Origin of the sequence: Lysinibacillus sp. Bpr_S20 (genome assembly GCF_023337835.1) — a bacterium.
In the GTDB taxonomy this organism is placed as follows: domain Bacteria; phylum Bacillota; class Bacilli; order Bacillales_A; family Planococcaceae; genus Lysinibacillus.
Window position 1 is genome coordinate 1 of sequence record NZ_JALNLQ010000029.1, and the last position, 905, is coordinate 905.

The 905-nt window shown below is 48.6% G+C and carries 8 tRNA genes; all 8 read right to left on the bottom strand.

Annotation, left to right across the window (positions count from 1 at the left end):
• Positions 1-166: 166 nt before the first annotated feature.
• The 8 genes from MWJ95_RS24310 to MWJ95_RS24345 all read right to left on the bottom strand — a co-directional run bounded on the left by MWJ95_RS24310 (position 167) and on the right by MWJ95_RS24345 (position 905).
• Positions 167-242, bottom strand: a tRNA-Ala gene (locus MWJ95_RS24310).
• Positions 243-248: 6 nt separating this feature from the next.
• Positions 249-325, bottom strand: a tRNA-Pro gene (locus MWJ95_RS24315).
• A 13-nt stretch (positions 326-338) separates the two neighbouring features.
• A tRNA-Arg gene (locus MWJ95_RS24320) sits at positions 339-415 on the bottom strand.
• Positions 416-427: 12 nt separating this feature from the next.
• Positions 428-516 (bottom strand) — tRNA-Leu (locus tag MWJ95_RS24325).
• Positions 517-521: 5 nt separating this feature from the next.
• A tRNA-Gly gene (locus MWJ95_RS24330) sits at positions 522-596 on the bottom strand.
• A 47-nt stretch (positions 597-643) separates the two neighbouring features.
• Positions 644-728, bottom strand: a tRNA-Leu gene (locus MWJ95_RS24335).
• Positions 729-749: 21 nt separating this feature from the next.
• Positions 750-825: transfer RNA gene (locus MWJ95_RS24340), tRNA-Lys, on the bottom strand.
• Positions 826-829: 4 nt separating this feature from the next.
• Positions 830-905: transfer RNA gene (locus MWJ95_RS24345), tRNA-Thr, on the bottom strand.

Consider the following 905-nt stretch of genomic DNA (forward strand, 5'->3'; position numbering starts at 1 on the left):
CAGGATCAAACTCTCCATAAAAAGAAATTTGATTAGCTCAAATTGTTTTGCTGGCATCATGTTTGATGTCCAAAATTTTGTTTTGTTCACTAACTCAAGGTTAGCTACTAAAAACTTTATTGATTACGTTTTGCTTGTTCAGTTTTCAAGGTTCATTTGTTTAAATTGGTGGAGCCTAGCGGGATCGAACCGCTGACCTCCTGCGTGCAAGGCAGGCGCTCTCCCAGCTGAGCTAAGGCCCCATAAAATGGTCGGGAAGACAGGATTCGAACCTGCGACCCCTTGGTCCCAAACCAAGTGCTCTACCAAGCTGAGCTACTTCCCGTTAAATGTTATATTGGCGCGCCCGACAGGAGTCGAACCCATAACCTTCTGATCCGTAGTCAGACGCTCTATCCAATTGAGCTACGGGCGCTAATTTTAAAAATGGTGCCGAGGGCCGGAATCGAACCGGCACGGTAGTCACCTACCGCAGGATTTTAAGTCCTGTGCGTCTGCCAGTTCCGCCACCCCGGCACATTTGGAGCGGAAGACGAGGTTCGAACTCGCGACCCCCACCTTGGCAAGGTGGTGTTCTACCACTGAACTACTTCCGCATGTGCATAAGATTTATTTATCCTGGCAATTATGAAATTCTAAGAAATGGTGCGGGTGAAGGGAGTCGAACCCCCACGCCTTGCGGCGCTAGATCCTAAGTCTAGTGCGTCTGCCAATTCCGCCACACCCGCATATTTTGTTGGCAATTTAAATGGTGAGCCATGAAGGACTCGAACCTTCGACCCTCTGATTAAAAGTCAGATGCTCTACCAACTGAGCTAATGGCTCAAAATGGTGCCGGCTATAGGAATCGAACCCACGACCTACTGATTACAAGTCAGTTGCTCTACCTGCTGAGCTAAACCGGC